The organism is Shinella sp. NM-101, assembly GCF_021401195.1.
Taxonomy (GTDB): Bacteria; Pseudomonadota; Alphaproteobacteria; order Rhizobiales; family Rhizobiaceae; genus Shinella.
Map to the genome: position 1 here is coordinate 1 of NZ_JACBFT010000022.1, position 16,887 is coordinate 16,887.

At 65.4% G+C, this 16,887-nt stretch carries 13 protein-coding genes and 2 pseudogenes; 7 read left to right on the plus strand and 8 right to left on the minus strand.

Translation table 11 applies throughout. From position 1 onward, the window contains the following. Positions 1-16: 16 nt before the first annotated feature. Positions 17-277, minus strand: a pseudogene (locus L0976_RS25545) (transposase); the annotation flags it as partial. A gap of 361 nt (positions 278-638) precedes the next feature. On the opposite strand from L0976_RS25545, the gene L0976_RS25550 reads away from it, so the two are divergent. Further along, positions 639-1,220 (plus strand): hypothetical protein, encoded by a 582-nt coding sequence (locus L0976_RS25550; protein WP_234189753.1) that lies wholly within the window; start codon positions 639-641, stop codon positions 1,218-1,220. Next, entirely contained in the window at positions 1,217-1,762 is a 546-nt protein-coding gene (locus L0976_RS25555; RefSeq protein WP_234189754.1) for a hypothetical protein, read from the plus strand. Before L0976_RS25550 ends, L0976_RS25555 begins: the two co-directional genes overlap by 4 nt. 261 nt (positions 1,763-2,023) lie before the next feature. Here L0976_RS25555 and L0976_RS25560 read toward each other — a convergent pair whose 3' ends face one another. Then, complete coding sequence (locus tag L0976_RS25560) at positions 2,024-3,991, minus strand: glycosyltransferase family 2 protein (RefSeq protein WP_234189755.1); 1,968 nt, start codon at positions 3,989-3,991, stop codon at positions 2,024-2,026. A 57-nt stretch (positions 3,992-4,048) separates the two neighbouring features. Here L0976_RS25560 and L0976_RS25565 point away from each other — a divergent pair, with 57 nt between their 5' ends. Beyond that, positions 4,049-4,930, plus strand: coding sequence for a transporter substrate-binding domain-containing protein (locus tag L0976_RS25565; protein WP_234189756.1), 882 nt, complete (start codon positions 4,049-4,051; stop codon positions 4,928-4,930). Between the two features lie 3 nt (positions 4,931-4,933). On the opposite strand, the gene L0976_RS25570 is transcribed toward L0976_RS25565, so the two are convergent. Together L0976_RS25570 and L0976_RS25575 are read right to left on the minus strand one after the other, a co-directional pair. Beyond that, positions 4,934-5,596, minus strand: a complete 663-nt coding sequence (locus L0976_RS25570) for a helix-turn-helix transcriptional regulator (protein WP_203317417.1) — start codon at positions 5,594-5,596, stop codon at positions 4,934-4,936. A gap of 94 nt (positions 5,597-5,690) precedes the next feature. Next, a pseudogene (locus L0976_RS25575) lies at positions 5,691-6,592 on the minus strand (DMT family transporter). 193 nt (positions 6,593-6,785) lie between these two features. On the opposite strand from L0976_RS25575, the gene L0976_RS25580 reads away from it, so the two are divergent. The 4 genes from L0976_RS25580 to L0976_RS25595 all read left to right on the plus strand — a co-directional run bounded on the left by L0976_RS25580 (position 6,786) and on the right by L0976_RS25595 (position 10,801). After that, positions 6,786-7,667 (plus strand): DMT family transporter, encoded by an 882-nt coding sequence (locus tag L0976_RS25580; RefSeq protein WP_234189757.1) that lies wholly within the window; start codon positions 6,786-6,788, stop codon positions 7,665-7,667. A gap of 138 nt (positions 7,668-7,805) precedes the next feature. Continuing rightward, positions 7,806-9,302 carry a CHASE3 domain-containing protein gene (locus L0976_RS25585; protein ID WP_234189758.1) on the plus strand — a complete coding sequence of 499 codons (1,497 nt, stop codon included), beginning with the start codon at positions 7,806-7,808 and terminating at the stop codon, positions 9,300-9,302. Further along, a complete protein-coding gene (locus L0976_RS25590; RefSeq protein ID WP_203317421.1) occupies positions 9,299-9,745 on the plus strand; it encodes a response regulator in 447 nt (148 codons plus the stop codon). The genes L0976_RS25585 and L0976_RS25590 overlap by 4 nt, the downstream gene beginning before the upstream one ends. After that, positions 9,746-10,801 carry a sensor histidine kinase gene (locus tag L0976_RS25595; protein ID WP_203317422.1) on the plus strand — a complete coding sequence of 352 codons (1,056 nt, stop codon included), beginning with the start codon at positions 9,746-9,748 and terminating at the stop codon, positions 10,799-10,801. Between the two features lie 109 nt (positions 10,802-10,910). On the opposite strand, the gene L0976_RS25600 is transcribed toward L0976_RS25595, so the two are convergent. The 4 genes from L0976_RS25600 to L0976_RS25615 form a co-directional block, all read right to left on the minus strand. Next, positions 10,911-13,121 carry an FAD-dependent oxidoreductase gene (locus tag L0976_RS25600; RefSeq protein ID WP_234189759.1) on the minus strand — a complete coding sequence of 737 codons (2,211 nt, stop codon included), beginning with the start codon at positions 13,119-13,121 and terminating at the stop codon, positions 10,911-10,913. 12 nt (positions 13,122-13,133) lie between these two features. Continuing rightward, positions 13,134-13,532 (minus strand): YbaY family lipoprotein, encoded by a 399-nt coding sequence (locus L0976_RS25605; protein ID WP_234189760.1) that lies wholly within the window; start codon positions 13,530-13,532, stop codon positions 13,134-13,136. A gap of 2 nt (positions 13,533-13,534) precedes the next feature. Further along, complete coding sequence (locus L0976_RS25610) at positions 13,535-14,743, minus strand: acetyl-CoA C-acetyltransferase (RefSeq protein ID WP_234189761.1); 1,209 nt, start codon at positions 14,741-14,743, stop codon at positions 13,535-13,537. 171 nt (positions 14,744-14,914) lie between these two features. Continuing rightward, positions 14,915-16,711 carry an acyl-CoA dehydrogenase C-terminal domain-containing protein gene (locus L0976_RS25615; protein WP_234189762.1) on the minus strand — a complete coding sequence of 599 codons (1,797 nt, stop codon included), beginning with the start codon at positions 16,709-16,711 and terminating at the stop codon, positions 14,915-14,917. Between the last annotated feature and the right edge of the window lie 176 nt (positions 16,712-16,887).

Sequence of the window (16,887 nt, forward strand, 5' to 3'; positions counted from 1 at the left end):
TGAGATGGCCGCGTCACTTTTTTCCAAGAGCCTCTTTGAGCAGTTCCGCCTGCATGCTCATCTCCGCATACATCTTCTTCAGCCGACGGTTCTCGTCTTCAAGAGCCTTCATCTGGCTGATCATCGACGCGTCCATGCCGCCGTACTTGGCCCGCCATTTATAAAACGACGCCGTGCTCATCCCATGCTCCCGGCATAGATCAGGCACGGGAACGCCGCCCTCAGCCGGGCGCAGGATTGCAAGGATTTGCGGTTCGCTGAATCTGCTCGTCTTCATCAAAATCTCCTCGATCATAAAGCCCGAGAAAATTCTACTTTTGAAGTCCGTTATTCGGCGGGGGGATTACCCGCACTGGCGAGGGACAATTGAAAAAGGTCTCGATTTGATGCCGGACAAGCAGCGCGCAACGACCGAAACGACATTGAAGCAAGCCCTTGGTATCGATCGGCGAGAATCTCGAAGGGTTTACAAGCTACAGGCCGGGAGTGGCGGGTTGGTTTTATTGAGGGGAGCGCGCAAACGAGGAGCCGCTGCATACGTCCCAGGCTCCTGAGGAAATGTTCAAATTCAGCGGCAATGTCATCTGCCTGCATAAATCGTCGCTATGGTGACGAGATCTCTGTGCAGGACAAATGGTATGCTGCTTTCCTTGGCCCAACGCCGTGGTCTTGACGGCAAGGATACAATCCTCCTGCACATCGAGTGGACGGGCTTCACGATTGCCGGTGTGCCGGTATGGACGACGGCAGAACTGGAAGTTTTGCAGCGTCTCTACCCCGATCTGGATGCGATTACCCGGGCATTGCCGCGGCGCACGCCGGCGGCCATCTCCCACAAGGCACGGCAAATCGGACTGGTTCCGCCATTGCGCATCTGGTCAGACGGCGATGCGCGGAAACTACGGAAGCCGTATGTTGCCGGCGTACCGATAGGCACCCTGGCGGAGATTTTCCCGGGGAAGAGCAAACGGCAGATATGGAGCAAGGCGAACAGCATGGGGTATCGCCGTCCTCGTCGGGCTCCGAAGGCCACCGGAATGCCTTTGGTGGATAATGTTCGCCGCCGTGCCTTTGAGCTTCGTATCAACATGACAGAACTTGGTGCCATTGTCGGGAAGGCACGGTACTTTGTCTATCCCCGCTACGTTGACTGGCGCGCGTTGCAGCTCGCCATGGAATTCCTGGGTGGCAGGCCTGTGGTCCGCTGGCGTGAGAGATGAAAAGCGGAAAAACGTGCAATAATGCGCACGGTACGGCGATCGCAACTCGGCCATGGACACCGGCGGAAGACGCTGAATTGCGAGCGGGTTATCCTTCGTACGACATCTTGAGAAAAGCTTTGCCGGACCGCAGCCTTTCGGCTTTGAAGCATCGGGTCCGTACTCTGGGTATTGTGCGGCGACGCCATGTTTGGACCAATCCGGAAGTGCGTCGCCTCCATGCTGCGTTCGAAGCCAATCTGCCCGGTGCGGCACTGCTGGATCTGTTTCCCGGCCTGAGCCTGTGCCAGATCAAAAGTAAGGCCGGTCACGTGAAGGCCGCCAGGCGCAAGGCGCGATTGGTGCCATTCGGTGTTCCTGCCTTGGACGCTATTCGCTCGCGGGCACAAGATGAGGACATGTCACTTGTCGAGCTGGATCGTCGTGCGCGGACAGGGCGCTTCTTTCAGAAGTCATGCCGAAGGCCGAATTTACGGTTCATTGTCCGCGCAGCCAGTATTCTTGGTGGTGATGTAGAGATTGAATGGTCTGATGAGGAATGACGAGGAAGAATGATCCAAGATCGTTCCGATGTTCATGCCTTGCTTATGGTCGGAGATTTTGACGGATGTTAGCAGAACAAGGTGGACAAAAATGTTATTGAAACGCTTGTCAGTGGGAAGAAACAAGTCCAGAATCAAGTCCGTTCTTGTCGAGTGGCGGCAGGAAATGCTTTGACAGACATGAGTTACGGGCTCGATGTGAAGTTCGCTACCCGCTCCACCCCGGCTTTCACGACTTCGCGCTGCCCCTTTCCAAAGGGTCTACTCGCCGGCCGGCAGGGACTGGTCGATCGTCGGCGCAAGGTCCGGCCGGGTTTTCGTTCGTGCCGGGCGGTGGGCCGTCTTGTTCCAGAAGAAGGGGTTGCTGTGCAGTTCGCGCACGGCGCGCCAGGCGGCCCGTGAAATGAGCAGCCAGTAGAGCGGCGTGAGCAGCCATCGTGGGCCCACGGCCAGCCGTTCCTCCAGGCGCATGCCGGTGCGGCCGAGCGCGATGAAGACCGCATAGCTGCCGGCGATGTTGGCGATGTCGAGGGCGAAGAGGGTAAGGTCGAGCGGTCCGACGGCCGCCATCTCCGCCGCGGCAAGGCGCCAGGCGATAAGGCCGATATATCCGAGGATCAGCGGATGCGCGAGCGAGGAGAGTATGAGCCCGCCCACCAGCACCTGGAAGACGAGGCTCGGCCCGAGGCCCATCTCCCGCACCAGCCGCGATGGCTGGCGCATGAGCACCAGCCACGTCTGCAGCCAGCCCTTGAACCAGCGTGTCCGCTGGCCGAGCCAGGCGTGGATCTGCGTCGGTGCCTCCTCGTAGGTCGGCCGGCTGATCACGCCGCAGCGGTAGCCGAGCCGGTAGAGCCTGAGGCCGAGATCGGCATCCTCGGTGACGTTGTAGGGATCCCAGCCGCCGGCCTCCTGCAGGATGCGCGTGCGGAAGTGGTTTGAGGTGCCGCCGAGCGGCATCGGCAGGCGGGCGGCCGCAAGTCGCGGCAGCAGGACGCGGAAGAGGCCGGCATATTCCACCGCGAAGAGGGCGCTGATCCAGCTTTCGCGGGCATTGGTGATGATGAGCGGCGCCTGCAGGCAGGCGATCTCGGCCGGCCCGGCCTCGAAGGTCCGCCAGGCCTCCTCGAGCTGCATGGGATCGACCCTGTCCTCGGCGTCGTAGATCACGAGATAGTCGCCGCGCGCCGCGCCGAGCGCATAGGCGAGGGCCTTCGGCTTGGTGCGGGGGTGGCCGGGCGGAACCTCCACCACCTCGAATTGCGGGCCGAGCGAGGCTGCCGCCAGCGCATCGAGCGTTTCCCGGTCGTCCGCCTCGCAGATCAGCTTGATGTCGAGGCAGGCCGCCGGCCATTGCAGGCTGCCCAGCGTCTCGACGAGTTGCGGCACCACCGCGGCCTCCCGGTAGAGCGCGACGAAGACGGAATAGACCGGCCGCCGGCCCGTCGGAGGGATGGGGCGCGGGCGGTATTTCTCCCGCCACTTGGCCAGGAGCGCGGTGCCGCGCACGACGACCGTGGCGGAGAAGAAGAGGCCGAGCACGATATGCAGCAGCAACAGCACGTTCTCCGGCTGGATGAGGAGCAGCATCACGAGAAGCGTCAGCGTCGTGCCGATATAGAAGCCCTGCCGCCCCCAAAGCGTGATGCGGGCGCTGGCTTCCGGTACGGCGCCGAATAGCCGGTCGACCGTCTCGCGGAGCCTGCGGTCGCGGCCTGCCTGCCACAGCGCCGCCCGCAGCGCCGCGGGCGTGGTCGCGATCATCATGGCGCCGAGCGGCGGAGAGGCGCGCAGCTTCTGGCAAAGCTCGTCCAGCCGGGCCGCGCTCGGCACGATCGCCGTTATCGGTGCGCTGGCGCGCTGGCGGAGCCGCAGCATGGTCGGCTCGACGAGCTGGCTGTCGGCGCCCGGCAGGTCCTCGACTTCCGCCGGATCCAGCACGGGCCGGAAGGGCAGGCCGAGAATGTCGGCCAGCGCTTCGTAATAGACGTCATGCGAGATCGCGCCGCTGGCGAGCATCTCCGCCTCCAGCGTGGTGCCGTTGCGCCCGGCCCGCACCAGCATGGCGGAGATCAGCGGCTTGGAGAGGCCGAGCCGCCGGAAGAGCCGCGCCTCCGCCATGAGACGCTGCGGTATCTGTTGGTCCGCGGGAAGCGGCGGGCGTTCCATCGGCCGTATGCCGATTGCTGTGGCGAAAGCGATGTCGTCGGGATATTCTGCCAGTCGCATGCAACCATCGCTGCCGCGTCGACGGCTGCGTCCCTCTTAAACCCCAAGTTGATTGTAATGTGGCAAGACAGAATTTCATCCCTTAAATCACACGGGCTTTTCGCACTTTGCCTGTTGATCGCGGCGGTGGTTCCGTTGCCTGCCGCCGCCGGGGAGCGCGCCTCGGTCGATCTTCCGATCCTCTTCGACACCCGCGAGCGCATCGCCCGGCCCGATCTTTCCGGTATCGTCCGCCTGCGCTTCCTGACGACGGTGGACTTTCCGCCGTTCAATTTCATCGACCAGACCGGCAAGCTTTCCGGTTTCCATGTCGATCTCGTGCGCGAGGTCTGCCGCGAGCTGGCGCTGACGGAAAAGTGCCAGATCCAGGCCGTGACCTTCCCCGAGCTGGAAAAGGCGCTGCTCGACGGCAATGGCGAGGCGGTCGCCGCCGGTATCGCTGTTACCGCGGACCTGCGCCGGCGCTTTGCCTTCTCGCGCCCCTTCATGCGCCTTCCGGCCCGCTTCGCCGTCGCAAGGAAGGCGCCGTTCGCCGGCGAGGCGAGGACGGCGCTCGCGGGCCGGAAGGTCGGCGTCGTGGCGGCAAGCGCCCATGAGGCGATGCTGAAGGCCTTCTTCCCGAAGGTCGAGGCGCAGGCGTTCCCCGACCGGGCGGCTCTGCTCGCCGCCCTGAAGGAGGGCAGGGTGGACGCCGTCTTCGGTGACGGCATGCAACTCGCCTTCTGGATGAGCGGCGCGGATGCCGCCGGCTGCTGCCGCCTTTTCGACGGCCCCTATGTCTCTGAACGGTTTCTCGGCGAGGGCATGACGATCATGCTGCGCAAGGAGGATGCGGCGCTTGCCGGCGCGATCGATCATGCGCTCCTGGCGCTGTCGCGCAATGGCCGCCTGCAGGAGATCTACCTGCGCTACTTCCCGGTCAATCTCTACGGCGGCTGACGGCTACTGGCTCGCCCAGATGATGCGGGCGATCCAGTCGACCTCGTCCATGTCGAAATTGCGGTTGGGATGCTCGGGATTGAGCGAGACGAGCTCGATCGTGCGCGGGCTCTGGCGGTGCAGCACCTTGGCCATGACCTCGCCTTCCCGGGTCTTCACGACCACCCTGTCGCCGCGGCGGACCTGGGCGCCCGGCTCGACGATCAGCACGTCGCCGTCGCGGTAGAGCGGCAGCATGCTGTCGCCCTGCACTTCGAGCGCATAGACGCCGGGCTTGCGGTCGGGCGAGGCGGGGAACTCCACCACGTCCCAGCCCTGGCCGGCGGGAAAGCCGCCGTCGTCGAAGAAGCCCCCCGCGCCCGCCTGGGCGAAGCCGAGCAGGGGAATGGAGCCCGCCTGCGGCGGAAAGGCGCCCTGCGGCAGGGCGGAGTCGCGGGCCGGATCGGAAAGCGTGAAGAATTCGTCGATGGTGGCGCCCGTCGCGTCGAGCACCTTGGCGATCGATTCCGTCGAAGGCCAGCGCTGGCGCCCGTCGGTGCCCTGCCGCTTGGACTTGTTGAAGGACGTCGGGTCGAGCCCGGCGCGGCGGGCAAGCCCGGACGGGGAGAGCCGATGGCGCTCGGCGAGGGCGTCGATCGCTGCCCAGATCCGGTCGTGGGAGAACATGCTGCAAAACCCTGCCGAGGCGACGGACCGGCCGGTGCCGGTCCGATTGACCGGAAGCATATCGAAGGACGGTTTCCGAGTAAAGGAAAAAGGATTATTTTCCTGTCTGGTTCCGGGCGGCGATTTCCCGGGCCCGCCGGCGTGCCACGATGCTCTCGCGCCAGACCGTGAAGATCCCGGCGCCGACGACGATCACCGAGCCGATGGCCGTGTTGAGGTTCAGCGTTTCGCCGAAGACGGTGATGCCGACGACGGCCGCCAGCACCACCTGGAGATAGGTGAGTGGCTGCACCGCCGCCGCGTCGAGCAGGTCATAGGCGCGGATCAGGAAATAGTGGCTCGACATGCCTGTGATGCATAAAAGCCCCATCCAGAACCAGTCCGCCGGCGCAAGGCCGGTCCAGAAGAACGGGCCGACCAGCGAAAGCGCGGCCGCGCCGGCGACCCCGATATAGAAGAAGCTCGTCGAGGCCGGATCGTCTCGGCTGACGAGCCGCGTGGCGATCACATAGAGCGCATCAGCGCGCCGGCAAGCGGCAGCAGGACGCCGGCATCGAAGGAACTGTCGGCGGGATCGATGACGATCAGCACGCCGCAGAGGCCAACGCCGATGGCCGTCCAGCGCCGCCAGCCGACCCGTTCGCCGAGAAGCGGCATGGACAGGAGCGCGACGAAGATCGGCCCGGAAGAGAGGATCGCCTGCGAATGGGCAAGGCCCACCGTGCTGAAGGCGGTGATGGTGACGACGATTTGGAAGGCAAGCAGCACGCCGCGCAGGACCTGGAGGAACGGCCGCTTCGTCGCCACCGCGGCCTTCAGCCCGCCGTGGCCGCGCGCACCCATAACCAGCGCGAAGGCGCCGAAGGCCCAGAAGCGCAGCATGGCGATGAAGACAGGCGGATAGAGGCTGCCGAGGTGCTTGGAAATGGCGTCCTGCAGGCTGAAGATCAGGATGGCGAGCAGGGTGAAGGCATAGCCGAGTCGTTTGGAATCCATGGTCCGCGCATATACCCGTCCCGCCGCGCTTGCACGTTCAAATTTTTACTCTCCCGGGCGCTTTTCGGGCCATGGCCCGCCGAGGAAGGAAAAGTTTCCTCACGCACCGCGATTTTCCGCCACTTTCGCCGCGCCGCGCGGCGCGCTATCAAGGGAACGCGCGGCCCTGTCCCGCGCATCCGAGGACCCTTCCGTGCACAAGACCGTCTCTTCCGGCATCCTGCTGACGTCCTTCGCCTATTTCATGTTTTCCCTGCAGGACGCGTCGGTCAAATGGCTCGTCGTGGCCCTGCCGGTCTGGCAGATCCTCTTCGTGCGCAGCGTGACGATCTTTTCGATCTGCCTCGTCTTCGGCGGGCGCCCGATCCTGCGGGACGTGCGCCGGTCGCCGGTGCTCAAGCCGCTCTTCCTGCGCAATCTCCTGCTTCTTGCCGCCTGGCTCTCCTACTACACCGCCGCGCGCGATCTCGGCCTTGCCGAGCTGACGACGCTCTACTATGCCTCGCCCGTCGTCATGACGATCCTCTCCGTGCCGATCCTCGGCGAGAAGGTGCCGGGCTATCGCTGGCTTGCCGTCGTGGTCGGCTTCGTCGGCGTGGTCGTCGCCTGCGGCATCGCGGCCAGGGGCATCACGCTCTCGCTGCCCGTCTACCTCGCCCTGCAGGCCGCGATCTTCTGGGCGATCGCGACGGTGCTGCTGCGCAAGACGGCGCTGCACGAGCGCACGCAGGTGCAGATGACCATTTCCAGCGGCTTCTTCATCCTCTTCACCGCGCTCGCCTTGCCCTTCGTCTGGCAGCCCGTCTCGCCGGTCGGCCTCGTCCTGATGTCGGGAACGGGCGTGCTGGCGGGCATCGGCCAGTTCGCGCTCTTCGAGGGCATGCGCCGCGCGCCGGTCTCGGTGCTCGCACCGTTCGAATACACCTCCCTCGTCTGGGCCTTCGCGCTCGGCTACCTCATCTGGAGCGACGTGCCGGGCTCGAACGTCTTTGCCGGCGCGGCGCTGATCTTCTCCGCGGGCATGATCATCATCGCCCGCGAGCGGCTCGGCGGGCGCTTCCGGGTCCGGACCTGACCCTTGGGACGGGGCGCCGATCGGTCCTAAGTGACGAAACGACCAAAAGAATTCCGATTTTCATCTTTCCGGTCGGTTGCATGCAGGCGCCATAGCGATATTGTCGCGCTCGTGTAATGATTTCAACCGGGGGATGGAATGCCGATATCGAACGCCGCCTTCGTGCGCTCGACGATCGTCCTGCTCGCTGCGGGCATGATCGCGCTGCTCGGCATCGTCGGCACGTCGCTCTGGCTCGTCGGCAAGGTGCAGTCCTATTTCACGACCTTCGTCGAGGTGCGCGAGGTGCGCAGCGCCGCGGGCGACCTGCTGTCGACCCTCAAGGATGCGGAGACGGGCCAGCGCGGCTTCGTCATCACGGGCCGGGCGAACTTCCGCCAGCCGTACGACAACGCGCTGAAGGCCGTCAGCGAGCGGCAGCAATCGCTTGGTGAGAGGGCGGCGCGCTTTCCCCAATATGCCGGGCGCATCCCCGAGATAAACCGCCTCGTCTCGGAAAAGCTCGCGGAACTGGCCGAAACGGTCGAGGCCGTGGAACAGGGCAGGGCCGCCGAGGCGGTCGCCCAGGTGGATACCGACCGCGGCCGCAGGATCATGGACAGGCTTCGCGACGAGCTCGGCGAAATCATGGGCGATGCAGACGAGCGCCTGGAGGAAAGCGTCGCCGACACGCTCCGTTCGGCCGATGCGCTGCAATGGACGACCGTCATCGGCGCCATCGCCATCATCGCCGTTCTGGGCGGCGCGGTCATCGTCATCGCGCAGTATACCCGTGACATCATCGCCGCCCGCCGGGAGGTCGAGACGCTGAACGCCACGCTGGAAAGGCGGGTGGACGAGCGCACCGAGGAACTGATCCGCGCCAACCAGGAAGTCCAGCGCTTCGCCTATATCGTCACCCACGACCTGCGTGCCCCGCTCGTCAACATCATGGGCTTCACCAGCGAATTGCAGGCATCGCTTTCCGCCATCCAGTCCTACGTGCTCGCCGACGGCACGACCCCGAGCGAAAACGACATCCTGGAGGCACGCCGCGCCGCTTCCGAGGACCTGCCGGAGGCGATCGCCTTCATCCGCTCCTCCACCAAGAAGATGGACGGCCTCATCAACGCCATCCTGAAGATCTCGCGCGACGGGCGGCGGGAGCTGAAGATCGAGCGGGTGGACCTCAAGGCGCTCGTGGAGGCGGGGGCGGCCTCCGTCAACCACCAGGTCGGCGAATCCGACGGCGAGGTCACGATCGGCGATACCCTGCCGACCGTCGTCTCCGACCGGCTGTCGCTGGAGCAGGTCTTCGGCAACCTGTTCGACAACGCCATCAAGTACCAGACCCCGGGCCGGCCGCTCCGCATTTCCGTCACGGCGCGCAATGCCGGCCGGGCGGGCTTCGTCATCGAGTTTGCCGACAACGGCCGCGGCATCGCGCCGGAGGACCACGAGCGGATCTTCGAGCTCTTCCGCCGCTCCGGCACCCAGGACAAGCCGGGCGAGGGCATCGGCCTTGCGCATGTGCGTTCACTGATGCGCAATCTTGGCGGTGATATCGTGGTCAGATCCGAACTCGGGCAGGGGGCGACTTTCGTGCTTCGTCTGCCGCCCGACCTCAGCAAGGTAGTCAGGAGTATGCAGGCATGAACGGACTTGGCAAGGAAGTCACCATCGTCATGGTCGAGGACGACGAGGGCCATGCGCGCCTCATCGAGAAGAATATCCGCCGCGCCGGCGTGCACAACGAGGTCGTGCCCTTCACCAACGGCACGGACGCGCTCGATTTCGTGCTCGGCAAGGACCGTTCCGGCCTGGCCAGCGCCGGCAAGTTCCTGCTGATCCTGCTCGATCTCAACCTGCCCGACATGTCCGGCATCGACATCCTGCAGAAGATCAAGTCAAATACCCACACCAAGCGCCTGCCGGTCGTCATCCTCACCACGACCGACGACGAGCGCGAGATCCAGCGCTGCTACGATCTCGGCGCGAATGTCTACATCACCAAGCCGGTGGAATACGAGAGCTTCGCCCATGCGATCCGCCAGCTCGGCCTGTTCTTTTCCGTGATCCAGATACCCGAGACGCAATAAATGAAGGAAGGGCCGGTCCGCATCCTCTATATCGACGACGACCCGATCCTCGCGCGGCTCGTCCAGCGTGCGCTCGGCCGGCTCGGCTACGAGATGCAGCATGCCGAGGACGTGGCGCGCGGCCGTGACCTGCTGGCCGGGGGCGGCTTCGATGCCGTGGTGCTCGACCACTTCCTGCAATCCGGCACGGGGCTCTCCTTCCTGAAGGAAATCGTCGACACGCCCGGCGCGGTCCCGGTCGTCTACGTGACGGGCTCGAACGATGCGCAGGTCGCCGTCGAGGCGCTGAAGGCGGGGGCGGCCGACTATGTCATCAAGACGGTCGGCGACGATTTCATGCCGCTGCTCGCCAATGCGCTCGGCCAGGCGCTGGAAAACGCCGCGCTGAAGCGGGCCAAGCTCAGGGCCGAGCTGGAGATCCGGCTCGCCAAGGAGCGCGCCGAGATCCTGCTTGCGGAAGTGAACCACCGCGTCGGCAATTCGCTGGCGCTCGCCGCCGCCCTCATCCGCCTGCAGATGTCGAGCGCGTCGGACGAAGCGGTCAAGGAGGCGCTCTCCGAGACGCAGGCCCGCATCACCGCCATCGCCGGCATCCACCGCCGCCTCTACACGTCCGAGGACGTGCGCAATGTCGACATGGGCGCCTATCTGTCGACGCTCCTGTCCGAGCTCGATACGTCGATGAAGGGCCAGGGCCGCAACGTGCGCCTCAACCGCACGCTGGAAGCGCTGCATGTGCCGACCGACCGGGCCGTCTCGCTCGGCGTCATCGTCACGGAACTCGTCACCAACGCCTTCAAATATGCCTATGGCGAGGCGGGCGGCGAGGTGCGAGTCGGCTTCACCCGGCTCGATGCGGAAAACGCGCTGCTCTTCGTGGAGGACGACGGCATCGGCTGGCGCGGCGAAGGTCCCGTGCGCGGCACCGGTCTCGGCACGAAAATCATCGGCGCCATGGCCGGCAGCCTCGGCACGAAGCTCGACTACGCCGCCCGCGCCGCCGGCACGCGCGCCGAAATGCTGGTGCGCATGGTCGAGGCGCCGCGGCCGGCGTGAACGATCCGCAGGGCCGCACATCGCCCTGCCGCCCGCGATTTCCGGCAGAACGGAAAATGCCCCTCGCGTTTCCGCAAGGGGCATCGATGGCACCGTGGCAAAGGGCGGCTCAGGCCGCCTTCTTCGTCTCCGGCGCGAAGCGGGCGTAGAAGGTCTCGCCCTTGGCGGCCATGTCCTTGAGGAGCGGCGTCGGCTGGAAGTGGCTGCCGTATTTCGCGGCGAGCTTCTCGCAGAGCGCGACGAAGGTCTTCACGCCCATGCCGTCGATATAGGAGAGCGTGCCGCCGGTATAGGGCGCGAAGCCGAAGCCGAGGATGGAGCCGACATCGGCCTCGCGCGGATCGGTGACGATGCCCTCTTCCATGGTGCGGGCCGCTTCCAGCGCGATGGTGACGAGCAGGCGCTCCTTGATCACCTTGATATCGACGTCCTCGGGTTTGAGCTGCGGGTAGAGGTCCTTCAGGCCCGGCCACAGCTTCTTCTTGGCCGGCTTCGGCGGGTAGTCGTAGAAGCCCTTGCCGGCCTTGCGGCCGAGGCGGCCTTCGCCTTCCACCAGCTTCGTGACCAGCTCCATGTGGCGCGGATCGACGGACTGGGACCCGAGATCGGCGATCGAGGCCTTGAAGATCTTGTAGGAGAGGTCGACGGCGACCTCGTCGTTGAGCGAGAGCGGCCCGACCGGCATGCCCGCCATCTTGGCGGCATTCTCGATCATCGCCGCCGGCACGCCCTCGATCAGCATGTCATAGGCTTCGGCCATGTAGCGGAAGACGCAGCGGTTGACGTAGAAGCCGCGTGTGTCGTTGACGACGATCGGCGTCTTCCTGATGGCTGCGACATAGTCGAGCGCGGTGGCGAGCGCCCTGTCGCCCGTCTCCTTGCCGAGGATCACCTCCACCAGCATCATCTTGTCGACCGGCGAGAAGAAGTGGATGCCGATGAACTGGCCCGGGCGCCTGGAGTTCTTCGCAAGCCCGGTGATCGGCAGCGTCGAGGTGTTGGAGGCGAAGATGGCGTCCTCGCGCAGCACGGCCTCGATCTTCTCGGTGACCTCTTTCTTGACCGTGCGGTCCTCGAAGACCGCCTCGATGACGAGGTCGGCATCGGCCAGGCTCGCATAGTCCGGCGTCGGGGTGATGAGTGACAGCAGCGTCTCGCCGTCCTCCTTCGACATGCGGCCCTTGCCGATCGCGCCAGTAACCAGGCCCTCGGAATGCGCCTTGCCCTTGTCGGCGGCTTCCTGGTCGCGGTCGATCAGCACGACCGGGATGCCGGCGGCGGCGGTGACATAGGCGATGGAGGCGCCCATGAAGCCGGCGCCGACGACGGCGACCTTCTTCAACTCCGCCTTCGGCTGGCCCGCCGGGCGGCGCGCGCCCTTGCCGAGCTCCTGCATGGAGATGAACAGCGACCGGATCATCGAGAAGGCTTCGGTCGTCTGGAGGATATGGGTGAAGTAGCGCTGCTCGATCCTCAGGCCCGTCTCGAAGGGCACCTGCAGGCCCTCATAGACGCATTTGAGGATGGCGAGCGCGCCCGGATAGTTGCCGGCGGTCTCGCGGCGCAGGATCGCCGGGGCGGCCGGCCAGAGCTGGGCGGAAGCGGGCGTCCAGATGCCGCCGCCGGGGGCCTTGAAGCCCTTCTCGTCCCAGGGCTGGACGGGCTTGAGGCCGTCCTTGATCATCTGCCTTGCGGCCGGGATGAGCTGGTCCGGCTCGACGACCTGATGGACGAGGTTCATCGCCTTGGCGCGCGCGGCCGTCAGCGAGGATCCGGTCGTCATCATCTGGAGCGCGTCCTGCGCATTGGCAAGGCGCGGCACGCGCTGGGTGCCGCCGGCGCCGGGGAAGATGCCGACCTTGACCTCGGGAAGCGCGATCTTGACCGACTTGGCGTTCGAGGCGACGCGGCCGTGGCAGGCGAGCGACATTTCGAAGGCGCCGCCCATGCAGGTGCCGTTGATGGCGGAAACCCACGGCTTGCCGCAGGTTTCCAGCTTGCGGAACAGCCAGGTCATGCGGCCGGTGGCGTCGAACAGCTTCTGCACGGCGGTCGCCGGATCGGCAGCCTCGGCCTCCTTCAGGAGGTCGAAGCTCGCCTTGATCATGGAGAGGTCCGCGCCGCCGGAGAAGGAGGACTTGCCTGACGTGATGACCACGCCCTTGACGGCGGCATCGGCCACGACCTGGTCGATGATCGCGTCGAGTTCGTCCATCACCTCGACGGTGAAGACGTTCATCGACTTGTCGGGCATGTCCCAGGTGACCAGCGCGATGCCGTCGGCGTCGGTCTCGATGGAAAAGTTCTTGTATGCGCTCATGGTTTCTCCCCCTCAGTAGAGAATGGGTTCGATCTGCAGCGAGGCCTTGCCCCGGCCGCCATATCCCTGTTTCGTCGTGTTGATGGCGATGAGGCGGCCGTGCCGTTCGAGCCGGATGGTGAAGCCCGGATCGACCGCCCTGCGGAGCGCCGAGCGCTTCACCCGCATCGAGAAGCGGATGGAATGCCGGTCGCCCTTGCTGGTGACGGTTGTCGCGGCGATGCCTCTCGCCGGCGCATCCATGATGCCCTGCTCCTCCAGCCGGATCGTCAGCCGGCCGGGCGGAATGGCGCCCTTCGCCACATAGGTGACGGTGCCCGAAAGCACGAAACTGTCGCTCGCCTCGGCGGAGGAGGCGATGAGACCGGCCCCGATGAGGGCAAGGAAGCTGCGGCGGGTCGGGTTCGTCATGGTCAGACCCGTTCGACGATGGTCGCCGTGCCCATGCCCGCGCCGATGCAGAGCGTGACGAGCGCGGTGTTGAGGTCGCGGCGTTCCAGTTCGTCGAGCACGGTGCCGAGGATCATCGCGCCGGTCGCGCCGAGCGGGTGGCCCATGGCGATGGCGCCGCCGTTGACGTTCATCCTGTCGTGCGGGATGTCGAAGGCCTGCATGTAGCGCAGGACCACGGCGGCGAAGGCCTCGTTGAGCTCGAAGAGGTCGATGTCGGAGAGCTGCATGCCGGTGCGGGCGAGGAGCTTTTCCGTGACGTCGACGGGGCCGGTCAGCATCAGCGCCGGGTCCGAGCCGATATTGGCGAAGGCCTTGATGCGGCCGCGCGCCTTCCTGCCGAGGATTGCGCCGCCTTCCTTCGAACCGAGCAGCACGGCGGCCGCGCCGTCGACGATACCCGAGGAATTGCCGGCATGGTGGACGTAGGTGATGCCCTCGATTTCCGGGTGGGCCTGGATGGCGACAGCCTCGAAGCCGCCCATCTCGCCGGGCATCTGGAAGGAGGGCTGGAGCTGGGCCAGCGCCTGCATGTCGGTGCCGGGGCGCATGTGCTCGTCACGGTCGAGGATGGTGAGGCCGTTGATGTCCTTCACCGGCACCACGGAATTCTTGAAGTAGCCCTTTTCCCAGGCATGCGCCGCGCGCTTCTGGCTCTCGACGGCATAGGCGTCGACATCGTCGCGGCTAAAGCCGTACTTGGTGGCGATGAGATCGGCCGAGACGCCCTGCGGCATGAAATAGGCCGGGAAGTTCACGGAAGGATCCATGAACCAGGCGCCGCCCGACATGCCGAGGCCGACGCGGGACATGCTCTCCACGCCGCCGGCAATGACGATGTCGTCGGCGCCCTGCGCGATCTTCGCCGCGCCGAGGTTCACCGCGTCGAGGCCGGAGGCGCAGAAGCGGGAAAGCTGCACGCCCGGCGCCTTCGTCGAATAGCCGGCCTCGAAGGCGGCGGCCTTGGGGATCACCGAGCCCGCATCCATGACGGGATCGACGCAGCCCATGACGATGTCGTCGACTTTCGCGGTGTCGAGCCCGTTGCGGTCGCGCACCGCCTCCAGCACCTTGGCGGCAAGCCGCACGGACGGCACTTCGTGCAGCGCGCCGTCCTTCTTGCCGCGCCCGCGCGGGGTGCGCACGTGATCGTAGATGAAGACGTCGGTCATGGGTCTCTCTTCTCCCTGGCGGCGCGTAGGCGCCCTAGAATTTCCTCGGCCCGGCCCGGCGGATGCCCCTCATCCGCTTGCCGGCACCTTCTCCCCGCAAGCGGGGAGAAGAACTGCTTGGCTTGCGACTGTAGCCCCTCGCCCGGCTTGCGGGGAGAGGGGCGGAAAGCGTCAGAACGCCTCGGCGGCCAATTCCATCGTCGTGTCCGCGCCGGCCTCGATGCGGGTCTTGCGCAGCGCTGTTTCCGGCATCAGGCGCTCCATGAAGAACTTCGCCGTGGTGAGCTTGTTCTTCAGGAAATCCTCGCGCCCGCCCGCGCCGTTCGCAAGGCCCTCTTCGGCGGCCTTGGCGATCTTCGCCCACATGTAGCCGACGACGACGAGGCCGAAGAGGTGCATGTAGTCGGTCGAGCCGGCGCCGGCATTGTCGGGCTTGGCCATCGCGTTCTGCATGAACCACATGGTTCCGGCCTGAAGGTCGTTCAAGCCCTTCTTGAGGGCCTTGGTGAAGGGGGCGAGTTTCTCGTCGCCGCGGTTCTCCTCGCAGAAATCGCCGATCTCCTTGAAGAGGGCCATGACGGCACGGCCGCCGTTCATGCCGAGCTTGCGGCCGACGAGATCGAGCGCCTGGATGCCGTTGGCCCCCTCGTAGATCATGGCGATGCGCGCGTCGCGCACATACTGGCTCATGCCGTGTTCTTCGATATAGCCGTGGCCGCCGAAGACCTGCTGGGCCATGACCGCATGGTCGAAGCCCTTGTCGGTGAGCACGCCCTTGAGGATCGGCGTCATCAGGCCGAGGATGTCGTCCGCGGCCTGGCGTTCCGCCTCGTCAGCGGCGCGGTGGGCGATATCGGATTTCAGCGCCGTCCAGAGCGTGAAGGCGCGGCCGCCCTCCGTCCAGGCCTTGATGGTCATCAGCGCGCGGCGGATGTCGGGGTGCACGATCAGCGGATCGGCCTTGCCGCCGGGGTTCTTGACGCCGGAGAGCGAACGGCCTTGCAGGCGCTCGCGAGCGTAGTGGGCGGCGTTCTGGTAGGCGATCTCGGCAATGGAGAGGCCCTGCAGGCCGACGCCGAGGCGCGCTTCGTTCATCATCACGAACATGGCGTTGAGGCCCTTGTTCTCCGCGCCGATGAGGAAGCCCTTCGCCTCGTCGTAGTTCATGACGCAGGTGGCGTTGCCGTGGATGCCCATCTTGTGTTCGATGGCGCCGCAGGAAACGCTGTTGCGCTCGCCCGGCGTGCCGTCGTCCTTGAGCATGTATTTCGGCACGATGAAGAGCGAGATGCCCTTGGTGCCCTCCGGCGCGCCCTCGATGCGTGCGAGGACGAGGTGCACGATGTTCTCCGACATGTCGTGCTCGCCGGCGGAGATGAATATCTTCTGGCCGGAAATCCTGTAGGAGCCGTCCGCCTGCGGCAAGGCCTTGGTGCGCAGGAGCCCGAGGTCGGTGCCGCAATGCGGTTCCGTCAGGTTCATCGTGCCGGTCCAGGTGCCTTCCACCATCTTCGGCAGGTAGGTGGCCTTCTGCTCGTCGGAGCCGTGCACGAGGATCGCGGCGATCGCGCCCTGCGTCAGGCCCGGATACATGGTGAGCGCCATGTTGGCCGAGGACATGTATTCGCCGACGGCGGTGTGCAGCACGTAGGGCAGGCCCTGGCCGCCGAATTCCTCAGGCACGGCAAGGCCGATCCAGCCGCCCTGGCGGTAGAGGTCGTAAGCCTCCTTGAAGCCCTTCGGCGTCACGACGCTCGCGTCGTCATTGCGCCTGCAGCCTTCCTGGTCGCCGGAAAGATTGACAGGGAACAGCACCTCCTCGGCAAGCTTCGCCGCCTCGCCGGCAATAGCCTCCAGCATGTCGCCCGTCGCATCGGCAAAGCCGGGGAGATTGTTGTAGCGCTCGAGCGAGAGCACGTCGTTCAGGATGAAAAGCGTGTCATTCACGGGGGCCTTGTAGATCGGCATTTCTCGCGTTCCTCACCTATGCCACGGACAGGAGTCCGGTCCTTGGAGGGGAGTGTATAAAACTTTGACGTTTGCGTAAACGTCAAAAGACGAGAGGCGCGTCGAATTTTTCGTCGCAGGAGAGGAGGGCGGGATGGTGAGGCAGGCGCGTTGCTTGCCGGCGCTTGCCGAGGAAG

Excerpts from the sequence above, each read along its gene's own strand:
- L0976_RS25590 (WP_203317421.1), top strand. The coding sequence starts at position 9,299 with ATGAACGGACTTGGCAAGGAAGTCACCATCGTCATGGTCGAGGACGAC.
- L0976_RS25570 (WP_203317417.1), bottom strand. The coding sequence starts at position 5,596 with ATGTTCTCCCACGACCGGATCTGGGCAGCGATCGACGCCCTCGCCGAG.
- L0976_RS25595 (WP_203317422.1), top strand. The coding sequence starts at position 9,746 with ATGAAGGAAGGGCCGGTCCGCATCCTCTATATCGACGACGACCCGATC.
- L0976_RS25555 (WP_234189754.1), top strand. The coding sequence starts at position 1,217 with ATGAAAAGCGGAAAAACGTGCAATAATGCGCACGGTACGGCGATCGCA.
- L0976_RS25615 (WP_234189762.1), bottom strand. The coding sequence starts at position 16,711 with ATGCCGATCTACAAGGCCCCCGTGAATGACACGCTTTTCATCCTGAAC.
- L0976_RS25585 (WP_234189758.1), top strand. The coding sequence starts at position 7,806 with ATGCCGATATCGAACGCCGCCTTCGTGCGCTCGACGATCGTCCTGCTC.
- L0976_RS25610 (WP_234189761.1), bottom strand. The coding sequence starts at position 14,743 with ATGACCGACGTCTTCATCTACGATCACGTGCGCACCCCGCGCGGGCGC.
- L0976_RS25560 (WP_234189755.1), bottom strand. The coding sequence starts at position 3,991 with ATGCGACTGGCAGAATATCCCGACGACATCGCTTTCGCCACAGCAATC.
- L0976_RS25565 (WP_234189756.1), top strand. The coding sequence starts at position 4,049 with ATGTGGCAAGACAGAATTTCATCCCTTAAATCACACGGGCTTTTCGCA.
- L0976_RS25600 (WP_234189759.1), bottom strand. The coding sequence starts at position 13,121 with ATGAGCGCATACAAGAACTTTTCCATCGAGACCGACGCCGACGGCATC.
- L0976_RS25605 (WP_234189760.1), bottom strand. The coding sequence starts at position 13,532 with ATGACGAACCCGACCCGCCGCAGCTTCCTTGCCCTCATCGGGGCCGGT.
- L0976_RS25550 (WP_234189753.1), top strand. The coding sequence starts at position 639 with ATGCTGCTTTCCTTGGCCCAACGCCGTGGTCTTGACGGCAAGGATACA.